This window comes from Kitasatospora sp. NPDC023118, from assembly GCF_055560875.1.
This window is the reverse complement of the sequence record NZ_JBVHHW010000004.1, coordinates 303,168-322,932: the sequence shown is the minus strand read 5'-3', so window position 1 is coordinate 322,932 and position 19,765 is coordinate 303,168. Positions and strand designations below refer to the sequence as shown.

General features: G+C 71.9%; 13 protein-coding genes. 4 read left to right on the top strand and 9 right to left on the bottom strand.

The genetic code is table 11. The features are described from left to right. Positions 1–15 precede the first annotated feature (15 nt). Entirely contained in the window at positions 16–942 is a 927-nt protein-coding gene (locus ACZ3UD_RS07710) for an ABC transporter substrate-binding protein (RefSeq protein WP_465583475.1), read from the bottom strand. Between the two features lie 443 nt (positions 943–1,385). Further along, positions 1,386–2,312, bottom strand: a complete 927-nt coding sequence (locus tag ACZ3UD_RS07705; protein ID WP_465583472.1) for an ABC transporter substrate-binding protein — start codon at positions 2,310–2,312, stop codon at positions 1,386–1,388. Between the two features lie 579 nt (positions 2,313–2,891). On the opposite strand from ACZ3UD_RS07705, the gene ACZ3UD_RS07700 reads away from it, so the two are divergent. Then, positions 2,892–4,088, top strand: a complete 1,197-nt coding sequence (locus ACZ3UD_RS07700; RefSeq protein ID WP_465583469.1) for an NAD(P)-dependent malic enzyme — start codon at positions 2,892–2,894, stop codon at positions 4,086–4,088. Between the two features lie 153 nt (positions 4,089–4,241). After that, the gene (locus ACZ3UD_RS07695) at positions 4,242–5,204 is read left to right on the top strand and encodes a zinc-binding dehydrogenase (protein WP_465583466.1); all 963 of its coding nucleotides are present in this window, start codon (positions 4,242–4,244) and stop codon (positions 5,202–5,204) included. A 96-nt stretch (positions 5,205–5,300) separates the two neighbouring features. Here ACZ3UD_RS07695 and ACZ3UD_RS07690 read toward each other — a convergent pair whose 3' ends face one another. The 7 genes from ACZ3UD_RS07690 to ACZ3UD_RS07660 all read right to left on the bottom strand — a co-directional run bounded on the left by ACZ3UD_RS07690 (position 5,301) and on the right by ACZ3UD_RS07660 (position 15,814). Continuing rightward, positions 5,301–6,326 carry a PadR family transcriptional regulator gene (locus ACZ3UD_RS07690; RefSeq protein WP_465583463.1) on the bottom strand — a complete coding sequence of 342 codons (1,026 nt, stop codon included), beginning with the start codon at positions 6,324–6,326 and terminating at the stop codon, positions 5,301–5,303. A 1-nt stretch (position 6,327) separates the two neighbouring features. Further along, positions 6,328–7,251, bottom strand: a complete 924-nt coding sequence (locus ACZ3UD_RS07685; protein ID WP_465583460.1) for a DUF4097 family beta strand repeat-containing protein — start codon at positions 7,249–7,251, stop codon at positions 6,328–6,330. A 218-nt stretch (positions 7,252–7,469) separates the two neighbouring features. Continuing rightward, positions 7,470–7,652: a DUF6104 family protein gene (locus ACZ3UD_RS07680; protein WP_270144164.1), complete on the bottom strand. Its 183-nt coding sequence runs from the start codon at positions 7,650–7,652 to the stop codon at positions 7,470–7,472. 51 nt (positions 7,653–7,703) lie between these two features. Continuing rightward, complete coding sequence (locus ACZ3UD_RS07675) at positions 7,704–9,602, bottom strand: serine/threonine-protein kinase (RefSeq protein ID WP_465583457.1); 1,899 nt, start codon at positions 9,600–9,602, stop codon at positions 7,704–7,706. 238 nt (positions 9,603–9,840) lie between these two features. Beyond that, positions 9,841–13,575 (bottom strand): multifunctional oxoglutarate decarboxylase/oxoglutarate dehydrogenase thiamine pyrophosphate-binding subunit/dihydrolipoyllysine-residue succinyltransferase subunit, encoded by a 3,735-nt coding sequence (locus ACZ3UD_RS07670; protein ID WP_465583454.1) that lies wholly within the window; start codon positions 13,573–13,575, stop codon positions 9,841–9,843. A 287-nt stretch (positions 13,576–13,862) separates the two neighbouring features. After that, the gene (locus tag ACZ3UD_RS07665) at positions 13,863–14,993 is read right to left on the bottom strand and encodes a sensor histidine kinase (RefSeq protein ID WP_465583451.1); all 1,131 of its coding nucleotides are present in this window, start codon (positions 14,991–14,993) and stop codon (positions 13,863–13,865) included. A gap of 83 nt (positions 14,994–15,076) precedes the next feature. Further along, entirely contained in the window at positions 15,077–15,814 is a 738-nt protein-coding gene (locus ACZ3UD_RS07660) for a response regulator transcription factor (RefSeq protein ID WP_181970677.1), read from the bottom strand. Positions 15,815–16,376: 562 nt separating this feature from the next. Between ACZ3UD_RS07660 and ACZ3UD_RS07655 the strand changes: the two genes are divergently transcribed. After that, complete coding sequence (locus ACZ3UD_RS07655; RefSeq protein WP_465583447.1) at positions 16,377–17,168, top strand: rhomboid-like protein; 792 nt, start codon at positions 16,377–16,379, stop codon at positions 17,166–17,168. Between the two features lie 166 nt (positions 17,169–17,334). Beyond that, complete coding sequence (lon, locus tag ACZ3UD_RS07650) at positions 17,335–19,749, top strand: endopeptidase La (RefSeq protein WP_465583444.1); 2,415 nt, start codon at positions 17,335–17,337, stop codon at positions 19,747–19,749. The last annotated feature ends 16 nt before the right edge of the window (positions 19,750–19,765 follow it).

The following is a 19,765-nucleotide window of genomic DNA, read 5'->3' as shown; positions in this document are numbered from 1 at the left end:
GGAGCGTACGAGGGGTCAGCTGACGGCGCCGTTGACGGTCGACTTGTCGATGGCGCCGGACTCGACGCCCCACTTGGCGAGGATCTGCTTGTAGGTGCCGTCGTCGATCAGCGACTGGACGGCGCCCTGGATGGCCGGGGTGAGCTTGGAGCCCTTGGCCAGGGCGACGCCGTAGGGGGCCACACCGTAGGTGTCGCCGAGCTTCTCCAGCTGCCCGCCCGCCTGCTTGATCGCGTAGTCGACGACCTGGGAGTCCGCCATCATCGCCTGGTCGCGGCCGGAGACCACGGCGTTGGTGACGTCCGTCTGGAGGTCGAACTTGTCGCCGTCGTTCTGGATGCCCGGCTTGCCCTCCTTGGCGCAGTCCGGGTTGCGGGTGTCCTTGATCTCGTCGGCCTGGGTGGTGCCGGTCTGGACGGCGACCTTCTTGCCGCAGAGGTCCTTCGGGTCGATCTTCTCCGGGTTGCCCTTCTTGACCGCGATGGCGCTGCCGGAGTTGAAGTAGGTCACCATGTCGACGACCTGCTCGCGCTCCTTGTTGTCCGTGAAGGACGACATGCCGAGCTGGAACTTGTTCGACTGGATGCCGGGGATGATCGCGGTGAAGCCGGAGTCCTGGACCTCGGCCTTCAGACCGAGCTTGGCGGCGATGGCGGTGGCGAGGTCGACGTCCATGCCGATGACCTTGCCGCTGTCGTCCTTGAACTCGTCCGGCGCGTAGGAGGCGTCGGCGCCGACCACGAGCTTGCCGGCCGACTTGATGTCGGCCGGGACGAGGGCGACCAGCTTGTCGTCGGCCTTGACCTCATTGACGGTCGCGCTGGCGTTGGGCGCACCGCTGCCTTCGCTCTTGCTGCTGCTGCACGCGCTCAGCACGAGGGACACGGACACGGCGGCCACGCCGGCCGCGAAGAGGCGGGTGCGCTGGGTACGGGCGGTCATGAGGGGGATCTCCTCCTGGGGAGAGAAATCGGGCGGAGTACGCCGCGGGAGCGGCGCACCGGGCAGCTGGCCGTACGGAGCCGTACGGATGGGTATGTCGCTGTACGTCGTCGTACGGGCATGCCGGGTGGTGCAGTGCCTTGGGCGCAGGGAGCCGCCCAGGGTGGTGCGGGGTACTGCTTCCGCCACCCTCCGCCGAGGTGGACGTTGACCGGAACCGCCTCGACCAGTGGTCGGCTCGATCAGAGATGGGGGGAATCCTGCCATCTGATGACGGTCAAGTGGCCCTCATCCAGATCAAAATCGGATAACAAGGGCTCGCGACGTCCGCTATTCGGACGAATCGCGTGCCCCTGTCACCCTGTGTATAAGTATGCAGATCCCTCCGCAGTCCGCCCGGAGGCCCGCCGGGGGCCGCCCGCCCCCGGCCCGGCTGCCGTCGCTCAGATGCCCCCGTTGACGACCGCGTTCTGCGCCGCGCCGGCGCTCACGTTCCACTTGCCGAGGATCTTGTCGTACTCGCCGCTGCGGATCAGCTGGTCGACCGCCTTGGACAGGGTGTCCCGCAGGTCGGTGTCCGGCTTGCGCACCGCGATCCCGTACGGGTTGGAGGTGGACTGGGCGCCGGTCACCTCGAAGCGGCCGCCGCCGTCGGTGGTCTTGGCCGCGTAGGCGGCCACCGGGAAGTCGTTCAGGCCGGCCGCGGCGGCGCCGGAGGCGACCTCGGCCAGCGCCTTGGCGTCGGTGTCGAACTTGTGCACGGTCAGCTGACGGCCGGTGCGGGCACAGACGGTCACCTGCCGCGTGGCGATGTCGTCCTGGTTGGTGCCCTGCTGGAAGGCGACGGTCTTGCCGCACAGGTCGTCCAGGGTCTTGATCCCCTTGGGATTGCCCTTCGGGACGACGATCGAGGTGCCGGCGATGAAGTAGTCCACGAAGTCCACGCCCGGGTTGACCTGCTTGCCGTTCTCGTCCAGGCCCTCGCGGCGCTGGCGGACGTCGCTGAGCGCGGACATCGCCACGTCGAACTGCTTGCCCTGCAGGTTCGGTATCAGCTTGTCGAAGGGGGTGTCCACGAATTCGATCCGCACGTCGAGGATCCGGCCGAGGGCCGTGGCGAGCTCCGGGTCGAGGCCGGTCGGCTTGCCGTCCTGGCCGCGGAACTCCACCGGCGCGTAGTTGACGTCCATGCCGATGCGCAGCACCCCGGCCGAGCGCTGGGCCTTGGGCAGCTTGGCGCGGATGTCCTTGACCGGGTCGCTCGCGGCGGTCGGCCCGTCACCGCCGCAGCCGGTGAGCAGCAGGGCGCCGGCGACGGCCAGTGCGGCTCCGGCGACGGCCGGACGGCGGACCTGGGGGACATGAGGCATGAGGGCTGCTCCTGTAGGTGGGACGCGCGGTCGCCGGGGTGTCGCGGTGGTGTCCGCCGAATGGCGGACAAGCGATCCTGACATCCCACCCTGCCGGGCCCGGCAGCGGGTGTGTCAGAATTCGGTACCGGGTGACCCCCGAACGCTCGAACCAGACCGACGAGCCCCGACAGGCTCGGGGTGCCCAGGAACGGAAGTCATCACGTGGCTCCGTATCCGGGGTGCCGACTCCCCTCCGGATCTGCGTTCACTCCTGCGGGTGTGCGTGCGTTTACGCCGTTGCCGCCGCCGGAGCCCGTCGCTTCCGACGCCGGGCCCCAGCTGACGCGACAGCGCGGCGATGAACGTCACGTGACGAGGACGAAAAGGCATAGGTGCGATGCCTTTGTCCGACTTACGCTCGGCCCGGTAGCACGACGCGGACAACACAAGACCCCATAAAACCCTCATCCGAGGGCGCCACCCGACGGGCGCCCCGACCCTGACCCCGGGTCCGCTTCGGCGTACCCGGTTTCCGGTTTCCGGCCGGGTCGTCCTGTCGGCCGCGCACCTCGCCAGATCAATGACGAAGAGGTCATCGTGGCAGCGGAGATCATTCACAGCAGCACCCAGGACACCGACGATCCGGTCGACGCCGTTTTCGCGCTCCACCGCGGCGGCAAGATGGAGATCCGGGCGACCGTGCCGGTGCGCGACGCGGACGACCTGTCCCTCGCCTACACCCCCGGTGTCGCCCGGGTCTGCACGGCCATCGCCGAGCAGCCGGAGCTGGTCAACGACTACACCTGGAAGTCCAACACCGTCGCGGTGGTCACCGACGGCACCGCGGTGCTGGGCCTGGGTGACATCGGCCCGGAGGCCTCGCTCCCGGTGATGGAGGGCAAGGCCATCCTGTTCAAGCAGTTCGGCGGCGTGGACGCGGTGCCGATCGCGCTCGCCTGCACCGAGGCCGACGAGATCGTCGAGACCGTGGTCCGGCTGGCGCCGTCCTTCGGCGGCGTCAACCTGGAGGACATCTCCGCCCCCCGCTGCTTCGAGATCGAGCGCCGGCTCCAGGAGGCCCTGGACATCCCGGTCTTCCACGACGACCAGCACGGCACCGCGATCGTCACCACCGCGGCCCTGTGGAACGCGGCCGAGGTGACCGGCCGTGAGATCGGCTCGCTGCGGGCCGTCATCTCCGGCGCCGGCGCGGCCGGCATCGCCATCGCCAAGATGCTGCTGGCGGCGGGCATCGGCGACGTGGCCGTGTGCGACCGCAAGGGCGTGGTGTACGAGGGCCGCGGCGACCTGACGGACGTCAAGGCCGAGATCGCCGAGCTGACCAACCGCACCGGCCTCAAGGGCTCGCTGGCCGACGCGCTGGCCGGCGCCGACGTGTTCATCGGCGTCTCCGGCGGCACCGTGCCGGAGGAGGTCGTGGCGACCATGGCCGAGGGCGCGTTCATCTTCGCGATGGCCAATCCCAACCCGGAGATCCACCCCGAGGTCGCGCACAAGTACGCGGCGGTCGTCGCCACCGGGCGCAGCGACTTCCCGAACCAGATCAACAACGTGCTGGCCTTCCCGGGCATCTTCGCCGGCGCCCTGCAGGTGCGGGCCTCGCGGATCACCGAGGGCATGAAGCTGGCCGCCGCCAAGGCGCTGGCCGGCGTGGTGGCCGACGAGCTGACGCCGCAGAAGGTCATCCCCTCGCCGTTCGACGAGCGGGTCGCCCCGGCGGTCAGCAAGGCGGTGGCCGAGGCCGCCCGCGCCGAGGGCGTGGCGCGGATCTGACGATCTGACGAACCCTGCCCCGGACGAGGGGAGTCTGCCCCCGGGCCTCCGGGCGAGCGGGGGAATCAGGGGGCAGTCACAGCCTGAGGCCGGGACACGCGTCACACCCACGCGTGGTTCCCGGCCTCGGCCGTCCCGGCTATCGTCCGGGACATGTTTGCTGCCTACGCCGCACGTATCGATGCCGACGACCCGCTCAGCGGGCTGGAGTTGGGTGAACTCCCCGAGCCGCAGGCCCGCCCCGGGTGGAGCGTGGTCACGGTCAAGGCCGCCAGCCTCAACCACCACGACCTGTGGTCGCTGCGCGGGGTCGGCCTGCCCGCCGAGAAGCTGCCGATGATCCTCGGGTGCGACGCCGCCGGGGTCGACGAGGACGGCAACGAGGTGGTCATCCACTCGGTGATCGGCCAGACCGGCCACGGGGTGGGCCCGAACGAGCCCCGGTCCATCCTGACCGAGCGCTACCAGGGCACCTTCGCCCAGCAGGTGGCCGTGCCCACCTGGAACCTGCTGCCCAAGCCCGCCGAGCTGAGCTTCGAGGAGGCCGCCTGCCTGCCCACGGCCTGGCTGACGGCCTACCGGATGCTGTTCACCAACGCCGGGGTCAGGCCCGGCGACACCGTTCTGGTGCAGGGGGCCGGCGGCGGGGTGGCGACCGCGCTGATCGTCCTCGGCAAGGCGGCCGGCCTGCGGGTGTGGGTCACCGGCCGGGACGAGGCCAAGCGCCGCCGGGCGGTCGAGCTCGGCGCGGACGCGGCCTTCGAGAGCGGCGCCCGGCTGCCCGCCCGGGTGGACGCGGTGATGGAGACGGTCGGCGCCGCGACCTGGTCGCACTCGGTGAAGTCGCTGCGCCCGGGCGGCACCATCGTCATCTCGGGTGCCACCTCCGGCCCCAACCCGAGTGCCACCGAGCTCAACCGGATCTTCTTCCTGGAGCTCAAGGTGGTCGGCTCGACCATGGGCACCAAGGAGGAGCTGGCCGGGCTGCTGTCGCTGTGCGCGACCGCCGGCGTCCGTCCGGTGATCGACTCGGTGCTGCCGCTGTCCGAGGCCCGGGAGGGCTTCGCCCGGCTGGCCAAGGGCGACGTCTTCGGCAAGATCGTGCTCAACCCCTGATTCACGGCGTCCTTGAGTGCGGCGGGCCCGGCGCCCCTCGAACGGGGCACCGGGCCGAAGCCGTCGGGGGGCCGGCGACTTGTCGGGGCCGGCGGCTCAGCCGAGCAGCCGCTTCAGCCGCTCGCCGGCCGTGCCCAGTACCGAGCGGGCCTCGGCCAGCTCGTCGGCGCTCACCCCGCCGTCCCGGGCCGCGTCGCGGACCTGGTCGCGGAAGCGGTCGAGCAGCCGCTCCAGTTCGCGGGCCGGGTCCTCGGCCGGGTCGGTGCGCGCCCACGACGGCAGGTCGGCGGGGGCGGTGGCGCCGTCCTTGTCCAGGTCGATCCGGGTCACCGTGATCTTCTCGGCCGGCTCGTCCGCGGGCTGGCCCCAGCGGGCCGCGTCGGCCAGTCCGGCCAGGCCCTTGGTCAGCTCGGACAGGCCCTCGGCCAGCCCGGTCGGCCAGTCGCCCTTCGCGGCGTGCTCGCGCACCTGCTGCTCGACCCGGCGCTTGATCCGCAGCGCCTCCTGCTGGGCGGCGGTGCGGGAGGCCTTGGCCTGTTCGCGCAGCCGGCGGGACTCCTCCTCGGCGGCCTTCGCCTTGGCCTTGGCGGCCTTCTCCTGCTCCCGGGCGCGCTTGGCCTGCTCCTTGGCCTGCCGCTTGAACTGGGCGAACTCCTCCTTGGCGCGCTGCCAGGACTCGTTGTCGCTCCAGGGCCCGGCCCACGGGTCGCCGCCGCCCTCGGCGCGGTCCGGCCGGGGGGCCTGCTTGGCGGCCTGCCACAGCTCCTCGCGCAGGTCCTTGGCGCTGTCCCGGACGTCCTCCCGGATCGCCCCGGCGAGCTGCGCCACGGAGTCGTGGATCTCCAGCTCCAGCTCGTCCAACTCGCCCTGGCGGGCTTCGAGTTCCGCGCGCCCGGCGTCGGTCAGCCGGTAGACCTTGCGGCCGCCCTCGGAGCTGTGGCTGACCAGGCCCTCCTGCTCCAGCTTGGCCAGGCGCGGGTAGACCGTGCCGGCGGAGGGCGCGTACAGGCCCTGGAAGCGCTCCTCCAGCAGGCGGATCACCTCGTAGCCGTGCCGCGGGGCCTCGTCCAGCAGCTTCAGCAGGTAGAGCCGGAGCCGGCCGTGGCCGAACACGGGGGTCATCTCAGGCCTCCTTGGTGAGGTCGGGCCCCGCGGGCGCGTCGGAGCCGGGGGCGGCCGGGAGCTCCTTGACCACCGCCGGGGTGTCGTCCTCGGGCTCGGGGCGGCGCAGCACGGTGACCGCGCCGGAGACGGTGGTGACGTTGAGGCTGCCGCGGCCCTCGCCGAGCTGGCCGGAGATCTTCTTGGCGCCCCAGGTGCTGCTCATCTTGAGCTCGTCGAAGGTGCTGGAGACCTCGCCGCTGGTGGAGCCGGCCTCGACGGTGGCGTCGGCCAGCGAGGGGATGCGGACCACGACCGCGCCGCTGACGGTGTTGACCTTGACGTCGGTCTCGCCCGCCACGTCGAGGTCCAGGGTGACGGCGCCGGTGACGGTGTTGGCCTGGACCTTGTCGGCGGTGCCGGCGATCACGGTGAGCTGTCCGGAGACGCTGTTGACCTTGAGCCGGCCGCCCACCGCCTGGGCGTCCACGTCGCCGGTGACGGTGCTGGCGTCGATCCGGCCGGTCAGAGCGGCCAGGGTGGTGTCGCCGCTGGCGCTCTGCACCGAGACGTGGCCGTCGATGCCGGTGACGCTGGCGTCGGCGGAGACGGTGCCGAGCTTGACGTCGGTGCCGGCCGGGACGGTCAGGGTGACCGCGACGGAGCGCTTGCGCTTGAAGGAGTCGAAGAAGTTGCGGACCGAGCCGATCGACTTGATCCAGTCGCCGAACTCGCTCCAGCTGTTGATGTCCTTGTAGGTGACCGTCAGGACGCCGTCCACCAGGGTCACGTGCAGGGGCTCGCCCTTGAGCTCCGTGACCTCCAGCAGGGCCGGGCCCTCGGCCGCGACCACGTTCACCGAGCCGTCGATGACGCGCACGTGCAACGCGCGGACCGCGTCCTCGAAGGTGGTCCTGCCAGGCCCCTCGATCGTCCACTGGCTCATCTCTGCCGCCTCCCGTTCGCTGATCGCGATGTATCGCGTTCTCTCTTAAAGACGATATATCGCGTGCCGGGAAAAGCAAGCGGTTCCGCCCCGAACCCGCCCCGGAGGAATCCCGGAGCCCACCCCGAGGCCTCCCCTACGGGGCGGCGCTCCCTCGAAGACGTGCGAGGGGCCCGGGAGGCAACGCCTCCCGGGCCCCTCGTCCGGCGGTCACCGGGTCACTCGTCGTCGTCCTCGTCGTCGAGCCGGGCCAGCCAGGTGGCCAGCCGCTCGACCGGGATCTCGAAGTCCGGGTTGAGGTCGACGAACTCGCGCAGGCGCTCGGCCAGCCACTCGAAGGTGACCTCCTCGTCGCCGCGCCGGTTCTCCAGCTCCTCGATGCCTCGGTCGGTGAAGTACACGGTTCGCTCCGGTCCGATGGGAATTGACCTGGTCAGGATAGACGGGGCCGGTCAGCCGTTGTAGCGGTAGTAGCTCAGGGAGACGCGGACGGCGTCGCTGCCCGCCTCGTGGCTGACCATCTTGACGATCGCGATGCTGCGGTCCTGCCGGTTGCGGACGCAGAAGACCCGCCCGGGCGGGACGTCCGCCCAGGTGAGCTTGGCCGTGGGGTTCTGGTCGATGGCCGCGGAGCACTGCTCGGGAGTGAGCGAGCCGTCCCGGCTGATGTACCGGTCGTAGTCGGTGTCGATCCGCGGGCCGCTGGTGTCCGGGTCCATGAAGGTGACGGACGTCCCGGACGGGCTCACCTTGCCGGTCGCGAGCTCGAAGCCGTAGTCGCGGCCCGGCGAGCCCAGCTCCCGGTCGGTGTAGACCGCGACGTACGTGCCGCCGGGCAGCGGGGTGCCGGTGCCGCTCGGGGAGGTGCCGCCGGTCGGGGCCGCGGTCGGACGGCCGGACGACCTGCCCGGGCTGGGCGTGGCGGCCGGCGGCACCGGGTCGGAGGTCTGGGTGACGGTGACCGCGGGGGCCGGGCCGGTGCTCGCGGTCGGCTTCTTGCCGTCGTCCAGCTTCTTCATCAGCACCACGCCGCCCGCCGTGCCACCGACGGCCATTACCAGGGCGACGGTCAGCAGCACCTTCCAGGACACCCCGCCCTTGCGCTTGGGCTCCGGCTCGGGCGTCGGGGCGCTCGTCACCACCGGGCCGGGCGGCGGGGTGTTGAAGGACGGCGGCTCCGGCTGGAGCTGGACGGTCGGCGGGGCGGGCAGTACCGGGGCGGTCGGCGTCTCGGTGGGCGGCTGCGGGGCGCCGTACGCGCCGAGCGGCGGCGGCGTGAAGCCCTGCGGCGGGGTGGCCGGCTGCTGCGGCGGCTGGGTCACGGCGGTGGCCGGGTGGGCCGGCGCGGTGGCCGGCTGCGGGGGAGCGGCCGGGGCCGGCGGGGCGGTGGGCGCGGCCGGCAACGGGGTCGGCGGCGTCCTGGGCAGGTCGGAGCGACGGGTGATCTCGGTGTTGACCTGCCGGGGCAGCCAGTCCTCGCCGAACCGCAGCTGGCCGCCGACCTCCGGATGGTTGCGGGCGGCCTGGATGATCTCGGCGGGCTTGGGACGGTCCTCCGGGGACTTCGCCAGGCAGCGCTGGATCAGCTCGCGCAGGTCCGCCGGGACGGCCGACAGGTCCGGATCCTCGTGCACCACCCGGTAGAGCACCGCGGTGTCCGGCCCGTCGCCGAACGGCGCGTTGCCCCCGGCCACGTATGCGGCCAGCGCGCCGAGCGCGAACACGTCGGTGGCCGGGGTGACGGCACGGCCCTGGGCCTGCTCGGGGGCCATGAAGGCGGGGGAGCCGATCCGGTAGCCGGTGCCGGTGAGCGCGGTGGCGTCGGCGGCCCGGGCGATGCCGAAGTCGATCACCCGCGGGCCGTCCCCGGCGACCAGCACGTTGGCGGGCTTGAGGTCGCGGTGGACCACCTCGACGCTGTGGATCGCCTGCAGCGCCTCGGCGATGCCGCCCATCAGCAGCAGCACGGTGCGCACCGGCAGTGCGCCGTGCTCCCGCACCACCTGCTGCAGGGACGGGCCCGGGACGTACGCGGTGACCAGCCAGGGGGAGTCCGAGTCCAGGCCGCCGGAGTCGATCACCTGCGCGGTGTACAGCCCGTGGATCCGCTGGGCGTTGCTGACCTCCTGGGCGAAGCGGCGGCGGAACTCGCCGTCCTCGGCGAACTCGGGGCGGACCACCTTGAGCGCCACCGGGCGCCCGCCCGGGGTGTACGAGAGGTAGACCCGGCCCATGCCGCCGGCGCCGAGCCGGGCGAACAGCCGGTAGCCGCCGACCTGCGGGGGGTCGTCGGGGAGGAGTGGCTGGAAGACCGGAGGGAGCTTGCCGGGGTGCGGCGTGTCGGCGGTCATGCGGTGATCCCCCTGGGAGTGCGGTGAGGTCGTTCGGCCGGGGCCGCAGGCGCGATGACGGGCGCCGGGCGGCGATCTGGCGAGGCATAACCTACCGATCCGTCAGGAATCCGCGCAGGCCGGTCCCCGATTGGTTGCAGAGCTGCGACCTTGGCGTGAACAGGAACGCCCGCGGCCCCCGTCTCCCTGGTCGGGAGTCGGGGGCCGCGGGCGTATCAGCGGGGCGGGCCTCAGCGCGTCAGAGCGCGAAGACCTCCTCGATCAGCGCCTGCTGCTCGGCGGCGTGCCGCTTGGCCGAGCCGACCGCCGGGGACGAGGCCGTGGTGCGGGCGACGCGGCGCAGGCGGGAGCCGCCGGCGCTGCGGCCGATGACGACCTGCAGGTGGTCGACCAGGTTCATCGCGATGAACGGCCAGGCACCCTGGTTGTCCGGCTCCTCCTGCGCCCAGACGAACTGGACGTTGTCGCCGTAACGGGCCAGCTCCTCCTGGAGCTCGGCCACCGGCAGCGGGTAGAGCCGCTCGACCCGGACGATCGCGGTGTCGGTGACGCCGCGCTCGGCGCGGGCGGCCTCCAGGTCGTAGTAGAACTTGCCGGCGGTGATGATCACCTTGCGGACCTGCGCCGGGTCGACGGTGGTGTCGCCGATGACCGGGCGGAACGAGCCGGACAGGAACTCCTCGGTCGCACTCGCCGCGGCCTTCAGACGCAGCATCGACTTCGGGGTGAAGACGACCAGCGGCTTGTGGTGCGGGTTGTGCGCCTGCCAGCGCAGCAGGTGGAAGTAGTTCGACGGCAGGGTCGGCATCGCGACCGTCATGTTGTTCTGCGCGCACAGCTGGAGGAAGCGCTCCGGGCGGGCGGACGAGTGGTCCGGGCCCTGGCCCTCGTAGCCGTGCGGCAGCAGCAGGGTGACGCCGGAGTGCTGGCCCCACTTCTGCTCGGCGGAGGCGATGTACTCGTCCACCATGGTCTGCGCGCCGTTGACGAAGTCGCCGAACTGCGCCTCCCACATGACCAGCGCGTTCGGGCGGGTCAGCGAGTAGCCGTACTCGAAGCCCATGGCCGCGTACTCCGACAGCAGGCTGTCGTAGACGGTGTAGCGGGCCTGGTCCTCGGTGAGGTACTGCAGTGGGGTGTAGTCCTCGCCCGTCTTGCGGTCGATCAGGACGGCGTGCCGCTGGCCGAAGGTGCCGCGGCGGCTGTCCTGGCCGGCCAGGCGGACCGGGTGGCCCTCCATGAGCAGCGAGCCGATGGCGAGGGTCTCGCCCATCGCCCAGTCGATGGTGTTGTCCTCGACCGAGGCGGCGCGGCGCTGCAGCTGCGGCAGCAGACGCGGGTGGACGGTCAGCCAGTCCGGGTGGTTGACCTGCGAGGCGGCGATCCGCTTGACCATCTCCTGGGAGATGCCGGTCTGGATGGAGACCGGGAAGTCGGCGACCGGCTTGCCGGTGGTGGTGTCGGCCGGCGCCTGGGCCGCGTCGCGGACCTCGGCGAAGACCTTCTCCAGCTGGCCCTGGAAGTCCTGGAGCGCCTGCTCCGCCTCTTCCATGGTGATGTCGCCGCGACCGATCAGGCCCTCGGTGTACAGCTTGCGCACCGAGCGCTTCTTGTCGATCAGGTCGTACATCAGCGGCTGGGTGAACGACGGGTTGTCGGCCTCGTTGTGACCGCGGCGGCGGTAGCAGATGAGGTCGATCACCACGTCCTTGTGGAACTCCTGGCGGAACTCGAAGGCGAGCCGCGCGACGCGGACCACGGCCTCCGGGTCGTCGCCGTTCACGTGGAAGATCGGGGCCTCGATCATGCGGGCCACGTCGGTGCAGTACATCGAGGAGCGCGAGGACGCCGGGGCGGCGGTGAAGCCGACCTGGTTGTTCACCACGACGTGCACGGTGCCGCCGGTGCGGTAGCCGCGCAGCTGCGACATGTTCAGGGTCTCCGCGACGACGCCCTGGCCGGCGAAGGCCGCGTCACCGTGGATCTGGATCGGCAGCACCGGGAAGGTGGTGCCGCCCTGGTCCAGGATGTCCTGCTTGGCGCGGGCGATGCCCTCGACGACCGGGTCCACGGCCTCCAGGTGGGAGGGGTTCGCGGCGAGCGAGACCTTGATGGTCTCGCCGTCCAGGCCGGTGAAGGTGCCCTCGGCGCCCAGGTGGTACTTGACGTCGCCGGAGCCGTGCATCGACTTCGGGTCGAGGTTGCCCTCGAACTCGCCGAAGATCTTGCCGTACGGCTTGCCGACGATGTTGGCCAGCACGTTCAGGCGGCCGCGGTGGGCCATGCCGATGACGGCCTCGTCGAGGCGGTGCTCGGCGGCGGAGTCGATGGTCGCGTCCAGCAGCGCGATCAGCGACTCACCGCCCTCCAGCGAGAAGCGCTTCTGACCGACGTACTTGGTCTGCAGGAAGGTCTCGAAGGCCTCGGCGGAGTTCAGGCGGCGGAGGATCCGCAGCTGCTCCTCGCGCTCGGGCTTCGCGTACGGCTTCTCCAGGCGCTCCTGCAGCCACTTGCGCTGCTTCGGGTCCTGGATGTGCATGTACTCGATGCCGACGGTGCGGCAGTAGGTGTTGCGCAGCAGGCCGAGGATGTCGCGGAGCTTCATCATCTTCTGGCCGCCGAAGCCGCCGACCGCGAACTCGCGCTCCAGGTCCCACAGGGTGAGGCCGTGCTGGACGACGTCCAGGTCGGGGTGCTTGCGCTGCTTGTACTCCAGCGGGTCGGTGTCGGCCATCAGGTGGCCGCGGACCCGGTAGGAGTGGATCAGCTCCATGACGCGGGCGGTCTTGTTGACCTCGTCGTCGTGGGTGGTGGCGACGTCGGTGGCCCAGCGGACCGGCTCGTACGGGATCCGCAGCGACTCGAAGATCTCGTCGTAGAAGCCGTTCTCGCCGAGCAGCAGGCGGTGGATCTCGCGCAGGAACTCGCCGGAGGCCGCGCCCTGGATGACGCGGTGGTCGTAGGTCGAGGTCAGCGTCATGATCTTGGAGACGCCGAGGCGGGCCAGGGTCTCCGGGGCGGAGCCCTGGAACTCGGCCGGGTACTCCATGGCGCCGACACCGACGATGGTGCCCTGGTTCTGCATCAGGCGCGGCACGGAGTGCACGGTGCCGATGCCGCCGGGGTTGGTCAGCGAGACCGTGACGCCGGTGAAGTCGTCCATGGTCAGCTTGTTGGCGCGGGCCCGGCGGACGATGTCCTCGTAGGCCTGCCAGAAGCCGAAGAAGTCGAGGGTCTCGGCCTTCTTGATGGCCGCGACGACGAGCTGGCGGTCGCCGTTCGGCTTGACCAGGTCGATGGCCAGGCCCAGGTTGACGTGCTCGGGCTTGACCAGGAAGGCCTTGCCGTCCTCCACCTTGTAGCTGTGGTTCATGCCCGGGGCGGCCTTGATGGCCTGGACCAGGGCGTAACCGATCAGGTGGGTGAAGGAGACCTTGCCGCCACGGGCGCGCTGCAGGTGGTTGTTGATGACGATGCGGTTGTCGATCAACAGCTTCGCCGGGACGGCGCGGACCGAGGTCGCGGTCGGCACCTCCAGCGAGGCGTCCATGTTGGTGGCGACGGCCTTCGCCGGGCCACGCAGCTGGACCAGCTCGGGGCCGGCCGGGGCGGCGGCCGGGGCCGGGGCAGCGGCGGCGGCCTTGGGGGCCGGGGGCGCGGCGGGTGCGGCGGCGAGCGGAGCGGCGGCCGGGGCCGGAGCGGCCGGAGCGGCGGGCGCGGCCGGAGCAGCAGCAGCGGCGGGCGCGGGGGCAGCGGCAGGGGTCGGCGTGGGGCCGGCCTGGGTCGCGGCCTGGGTCACTGGGGTCACCTCGGTACCGGGCTTGTAGTCGGCGAAAAAGTCCCACCAGGCTCGGTCGACCGAGTTCGGGTCCTGGAGGTACTGCTGGTAGATCTCATCGACGAGCCACTCATTGGGACCGAAGCCAGTGGAGCTTGCCGAGCTGTTGGGGGTTTCAGGGGACTGTGGCGACACGGCGGCAACCGCCCTCTTCCGCTTCCTTTTGGGATGTTTGGACAGCGGGGATTAAGGCTACGCCCCTGACCAGTGATCGCGCAGTCTCCGGGCCCCAGGCGTCGCCCAGATCACAGTCCTGACCTGCGGATTGGCTGAAAAAGTACGTTAGAAAGCCGTATCTGAGGGGAACCGATCGGGCCCGATCGCCCCCTATATATGGGCGAAACCGGACAAAATCCTGGCCGGATCGTCCGGCGATCTTCGTGTGGGTCTGTGTCGGATCTGTGACAAATGTCCCGGACCGCTCAGCGCTGCCCGGGCAGCCGGACCTCGATCCGGCAGCCGCTCGGGGACTCGGCCACGGCGATCCGCCCGCCGTGCAGGTCGACCGCCCAGCGGGCGATGGCCAGGCCCAGCCCGGTGCCGCCGTCCGCGCCCGCTCCGGAGGCGGTGGCGGTGCCGCTGCGGCTGAACCGCTCGAAGACCCGGGTGCGGTCGGCCGGCGGGATGCCGGGACCCTCGTCCTGGACCTCCAGCAGCAGGCCGCCCTCCTCGCCCTCGTGCCGGGCGCGCACGGTCACCGTGCCACCGGGCGGGGAGTGCTTGCAGGCGTTGTCGACCAGGTTGGCGACCACCTGGTGGAGCCGTTCCGGGTCCGCCACGGCGGTCAGGCCGGCCGGGTTGACCTCCAGGGCCAGCCGGACGTCGCCGCGTCTGGAGAAGGCGCCGCCGGCCGTCGCGCCGTCCACGGTGACCCCGCGCAGCACGCCGTCCAGGAACTCGCGCACCTCGAAGGGGCGGGCGTCCAGGTCGACCACGCCGTCGTCGATCTTGGAGAGGTCCAGCAGGTGGGTGACCAGGCGGCCGAGCCGCTCGGTCTGCTCCAGCGCGGCCCCCAGGGTCGCCGGATTGGGCTGGACGACGCCGTCCACGACGTTCTCCAGCACGGCGCGCAGCGCGGCGATGGGCGTGCGCAGCTCGTGCGAGACGTTGGCGACCAGCTCGCGGCGGTGCCGGTCGGCGGCCTGCAGGTCGGCGGCCATGGCGTTGAAGGCGGCCGCCAGCTCGCCGATCTCGTCGCGCGAGTTCACCTCGACCCGGCGGCTGTAGTCGCCGGAGGCCATCGCGCGGGCGGCGTCCGTCATCTCGCGCAGGGGGGCGGTCAGCCCGTGCGCGAGGAACTGCATGAACAGCAGCGAGGCGATCATGGAGAAGATCATGATGATCCGGATCTGGGTCTCGGACCGGATCGCCACGACCACCATCCCGGTGGCCAGGAACACGGAGACGATCACCAGCAGGGCGAGCTTGCCCTTGATCGAGCGGACCGGGTCGAGCGGGCGGATGTCGGCCCAGACCCGGCGGGCGGCGCGGGCGGCCAGCGTCGGCGGGCGCGCGCCGTCGGCGTCCCCGTTGCGTTGCTGTGGAAAGGTCATTGGTCCCTTGTGATCCCCGCGCGGTGGCACGGCGGTCTCGGGACGCGGGCCCCCCGGTGGCCCGTCGCCCGAAGCTCCCGCCGTCAGGAGAGCGGGGCCTCCAGTGCGTAACCGACGCCGTGGACGGTACGGATCCAGCTGGCGCCGATCTTGCGTCGCAGCGCCTTGACGTGGCTGTCGACGGTGCGGGTGCCGGACGCGTCGGTCCAGTCCCACACCTCGGCCAGCAGCTGCTCGCGGGTGAGCACCGCGCGCGGCTGGGCGGCCAGGCAGGCGAGCAGGTCGAACTCGGTCGGCGTCAGGTGGACGTCGCCCGAGGCCAGCCGGACCCGGCGCTGCACGTGGTCGATCTCCAGCTCGCCGAAGCGCAGGCTGCCGAGCGCGGGCGTGCGGGCGGCCTGCTGGGCGCGCTCGACGCGGCGCAGCAGCACGTTGACCCGGGCGGCCAGTTCGCGCATCGAGAACGGTTTGGTCATGTAGTCGTCGGCACCGACGCCGAGGCCGACCAGCAGGTCCGTCTCGTCGTCGCGCGCGGTCAGCATCAGCACCGGCACCGGACGCTGCGCCTGGATCCGGCGGCACACCTCCAGGCCGTCGAAGCCGGGCAGCATGATGTCCAGGACCACCAGGTCCGGCTGCCAGGTGTGGAAGCCGTCCACCGCGCCCGGACCGTCGTGGGCCACGGCGACCTTGAAGCCCTCCGCACCCAGCCGGGCCGCGATCGACTCCGCGATCGTGGGCTCGTCCTCCACCACCAGCACTCTGCGCTGGCTGCTCACCGTGCCGCCGGCGTTGTGGTTGTCCTGCTGAATTTCTGTCACGGTCACGCCACCGCCCCCAGGGCTGCGGGCCGGCCACCTGTGGGGATGGCGGGGCTCCGCTCGTAGTCTTGTTCCGTCGTGGACTGTGCCGGGTCCGCCGTCCCGTCGCGCGCCCAGGAGAGCGGAGGACGGGTGGTTCCCCGTCCACGTCTCCCACGCACATCGCAGCGTACGGACAGCGGATGCTTTCCGGCAGGTGGACCGGACGTTTCCGGCCCGTGGGCCGGCTGTCCGGCCGCCCGTGGGCCCACTGCACGAGTGGGCACGGGCCGATACCTTACCCGGCGAATTTTCACTGCGTAACGGTACGTATGCAGTCGAGTTGACGCCAAGTCGCCGGTCAGAGGCCCTACTGACGCGTCAATCGGAAGAAGGTCTGGACCAATACCGGTGATCCGGCCGGTCCGCGGGGCGACGGTCTTCACGGGCTTTTCTCAGCTGCCTCTCAGAACCTCGACGTACCGTGGCCACGACAACGCTCCGCCGGGTGGAATCAGGGCTCCGCGCCGGTGCGTTGGGCTGCGGCGAGGACCGACGGCCGCGGGTGTGGAGCGGAGGCGGCATGGCTGGACTGCGGCGCGACGCCGACGGGAGCCCGGCCGCGCGGGTGCCGTACGGAATGCTCCGCCACGGGCTGCGCACCGGCGTCTTCGAGTGGCTGCTGGAACGGGTTCCGACACCTCGGCGCAACCCCTTCACGCTCGGATATCTCGCTGTGGTCGGCGCCACCACGACCTTCGCCACGTTCGCCGATCCGGAACTCGTCCAGCGGCTGCGGGAGGCCTCCAGTTCGGACGGCCACAACCTGCTCCAGCATCCTTTGCGCGCTCTCGTGCTGAGTGGGTTCTGGGTCGCCGGGAACGTGTGGATGCCGTACCTGTGGGGCTTCGCCCTCACCCTCGCTCCGCTGGAGCGCAGGGTCGGACCGGCCCGGGCGGCGGCGGTGTTCGCGATCGGGCACGTGTCCGCGACGCTGCTCTCCCAGGGGGTGGTGATCACCGCGGTGGAGACCGGGCGGATGGCGCCCGAGGCGATGGACTACCTGGACATCGGGGTCAGCTACGGCGTGCTCGCCTGCCTGGGCGCGGTGGCCGGGCTGCTGCCCCGGCGTGGGCGGCTGCTGGCGCTGGGCGGCGCCGGGCTGATGATCGCCCAGCAGATCGCCACCGAGAAGGACGTGGTCACGGCCGTGGGTCACCCGGCCGCGGTGCTCGCCGGAGTGGCGCTGTGGGGCTGGCTGCGCGGGACCGGGCGGCGCCCGCCCCGGCCGCGCCGGCGCTCGGCGACGGTCCCGGCGGCCGGGCCGGCCCCCGCCGCGGTGCGCGCCGGCGCGCGGCCGTCCGCCGCGCGCTGACCGGCCGGCCCTCCGTTGGCTCTCCTTTCCCCGCGTTTTTGACGGTGCCGTCCGCCGGTCCGTCCCGCAGCTCCCCGTTCGCTCATGGCGAACAAGGTGCCGGGAACATTCGGCGGTCGTGAAGCCTTAGTCAGGTCGACTCAAGTTCGCTGACTGGGGAGAGATCATGGCATCGACGTCCGCTCCGCTCACCCTGCCCGTACTGCCGCTCGACGACGAGGTCGTCCTTCCGGGCATGGTCGTCCCGCTGGACCTGAAGGACGCCGAGGTGCGCGCCGCCGTCGAGGCCGCCCGCGCCGCGGCCACCGGCTCCGGCAAGCCGCAGGTCCTGCTGGTCCCGCGGGTGGACGGCTCGTACGCGGCGGCCGGCACGCTGGCGACCGTGGAGCAGGTCGGCCGCCTGGCGGACGGCCCCAATACCGTCGGGCAGCCGGTGGCGCTGGTGCGCGCCGTGCGCCGGGTCCGGATCGGGGTCGGCACCACCGGCCCCGGCGCCGCCCTCTGGGTGGAGACCACGCCGTTCCGGGAGTCCTCGGTCGGCACGCCGGTGGCCGGGCGGGCCGCCGAGCTCGTCAAGGAGTACAAGGCGCTGTCCACCCAGTGGCTGCGCAAGCGCGGCGCCTGGCAGATCGTCGACCGGGTGGCCCAGATCGAGGGCGTCGGCGAACTCGCCGACAACATCGGCTACGCGCCCTTCGTCACTGCCGAGCAGAAGCTCAAGGTGCTGCTGGAGGCCGACCAGGTCGCCCGCCTGGAGTACGCGCTGACCCTGCTGCGCGACCACCTCGCCGAGGAGGAGGTCAACGACACCATCCGCAAGGACGTCGAGGAGGGCGTGGCCAAGCAGCAGAAGGAGTTCCTGCTCCGCCGCCAGCTGGAGGCCGTCCGCAAGGAGCTGGCCGAGCTGAACGGCGACCCGGCCGACGAGGAGGGCGACTACCGCGCCCGGGTCGAGGCCGCCGACCTGCCCGAGAAGGTGCGCGAGGCGGCGCTCAAGGAGGTCGACAAGCTGGAGCGCGCGTCCGACCAGTCCCCCGAGGGCTCGTGGATCCGCACCTGGCTGGACACCGTCCTGGAGCTGCCCTGGAACGAGCGCACCGAGGACGTGTACGACATCCCCGGCGCCCGCGCCGTGCTGGACGCCGACCACGCTGGGCTGACCGACGTCAAGGACCGGATCGTCGAGTACCTGGCCGTTCGCAAGCGCCGCTCCGACCAGGGGCTCGGGCTGGTCGGCGGCCGCCGGGGCGGCGCGGTGCTCGCCCTGGTCGGGCCCCCCGGGGTCGGAAAGACGTCCCTCGGGGAATCGGTGGCCCGCGCCATGGGCCGCAAGTTCGTCCGGGTCGCGCTCGGCGGCGTCCGGGACGAGGCCGAGATCCGCGGCCACCGGCGCACCTACGTCGGCGCGCTGCCCGGCCGGCTGGTGCGGGCGATCAAGGAGGCCGGCTCGATGAACCCGGTCGTCCTGCTCGACGAGATCGACAAGGTCGGCTCCGACTACCGGGGCGACCCGGCCGCCGCCCTGCTGGAGGTGCTGGACCCGGCGCAGAACCACACCTTCCGGGACCACTACCTGGAGGTCGAGCTCGACCTCTCCGACGTCGTCTTCCTCGCCACCGCCAACGTGCTGGAGGCCATCCCCGAGCCGCTGCTCGACCGGATGGAGCTGGTCCGGCTCGACGGCTACACCGAGGACGAGAAGGTCGTCATCGCCCGCGACCACCTGCTCCCGCGCCAGCTGGAGAGGGCCGGCCTCGGCGACGGGCAGGTCAGCGTGGACGAGGAGGCGCTGCGCAGGCTCGCCGGGGAGTACACCCGGGAGGCGGGCGTGCGCACCCTGGAGCGCTCGATCGCCAGGGTGCTGCGCAAGATCGCCGCACAGGCCGAGCTGGGCGAGCGCGAGCTGCCCGCCACGGTCGGCGCGGAGGACCTGCGCGCCCTGATCGGCCGACCGCACCACGTGCCGGAGTCCGCCCAGGAGCCCGCCGAGCGGCGCACCGCCGTGCCCGGCGTGGCCACCGGCCTCGCGGTCACCGGCGCCGGCGGCGACGTCCTCTACATCGAGGCCTCGCTGGCCGACGCCGAGACCGGCGGCACCGGGCTGACGCTGACCGGGCAGCTGGGCGACGTGATGAAGGAGTCCGCGCACATCGCGCTCTCCTTCCTGCGCTCGCGCGGGGCCGAGCTGGAACTGCCGGTCACCTCGCTGCGCGACCGCGGCGTCCACCTGCACGTCCCGGCCGGGGCCGTCCCCAAGGACGGACCGAGCGCCGGCATCACCATGACCACGGCGCTGGCCTCGCTGCTCTCCGGCCGCAAGGTGCGCACCGACGTGGCGATGACGGGCGAGGTGTCGCTGACCGGGCGGGTGCTGCCGATCGGCGGGGTGAAGCAGAAGCTGCTCGCCGCCGCCTGGGCCGGGGTCACCACGGTGATCATCCCCAAGCGCAACGAGGCCGACCTGGACGACGTCCCGGCCGAGGTGCTGGAGCGGCTCACCGTCCACCCGGTGTCGGACGTGCGGGAGGTGCTGGAGCTGGCCCTGGAGCCGGCCGAGGTGCTGGTCGCCGCCGCGGCGTAGCGGTCGCCAGGGCCGA

Excerpts from the sequence above, each read along its gene's own strand:
- ACZ3UD_RS07710 (WP_465583475.1), bottom strand. The coding sequence starts at position 942 with ATGACCGCCCGTACCCAGCGCACCCGCCTCTTCGCGGCCGGCGTGGCC.
- ACZ3UD_RS07690 (WP_465583463.1), bottom strand. The coding sequence starts at position 6,326 with ATGACCCCCGTGTTCGGCCACGGCCGGCTCCGGCTCTACCTGCTGAAG.
- ACZ3UD_RS07695 (WP_465583466.1), top strand. The coding sequence starts at position 4,242 with ATGTTTGCTGCCTACGCCGCACGTATCGATGCCGACGACCCGCTCAGC.
- ACZ3UD_RS07685 (WP_465583460.1), bottom strand. The coding sequence starts at position 7,251 with ATGAGCCAGTGGACGATCGAGGGGCCTGGCAGGACCACCTTCGAGGAC.
- ACZ3UD_RS07655 (WP_465583447.1), top strand. The coding sequence starts at position 16,377 with ATGGCTGGACTGCGGCGCGACGCCGACGGGAGCCCGGCCGCGCGGGTG.
- lon (WP_465583444.1), top strand. The coding sequence starts at position 17,335 with ATGGCATCGACGTCCGCTCCGCTCACCCTGCCCGTACTGCCGCTCGAC.
- ACZ3UD_RS07705 (WP_465583472.1), bottom strand. The coding sequence starts at position 2,312 with ATGCCTCATGTCCCCCAGGTCCGCCGTCCGGCCGTCGCCGGAGCCGCA.
- ACZ3UD_RS07675 (WP_465583457.1), bottom strand. The coding sequence starts at position 9,602 with ATGACCGCCGACACGCCGCACCCCGGCAAGCTCCCTCCGGTCTTCCAG.
- ACZ3UD_RS07665 (WP_465583451.1), bottom strand. The coding sequence starts at position 14,993 with ATGACCTTTCCACAGCAACGCAACGGGGACGCCGACGGCGCGCGCCCG.